This window comes from Cedecea sp. B1(4) (genome assembly GCF_059414925.1).
Genome location: NZ_JCAHMZ010000316.1, coordinates 1 through 268 on the forward strand (window position 1 = coordinate 1; position 268 = coordinate 268).

The window sequence follows — 268 nt, forward strand, 5'->3', positions numbered from 1 at the left end:
AGCACGATCAACGACGGCGGCCCGGCCTTACCGGCGCAGTACGAAGGCAGCACGCGCCCCGACGCCATGGGCATGACCCTGCGCGACTACTTCGCGGCCAAGGCCATGCAGGGAATGCTCGCCGTGCCCGACAACCAGCGCTACGGCGACCGGGCGGACAAGACCCTGAGCATCGAGGAATGGCAGCAGTGGTGCGTCACGGGCGTGGTCGAGCACGCCTACCGCGTCGCCGACGCGATGATCCGCTTCCGAGGTGCCCAATGACGAC

At 68.3% G+C, this 268-nt stretch carries 1 protein-coding gene; it reads left to right on the plus strand.

Annotated features, from left to right (window positions below):
* Positions 1-6 precede the first annotated feature (6 nt).
* Complete coding sequence (locus ACR6JA_RS23115; protein WP_494599850.1) at positions 7-264, plus strand: hypothetical protein; 258 nt, start codon at positions 7-9, stop codon at positions 262-264.
* Positions 265-268: the final 4 nt, after the last annotated feature.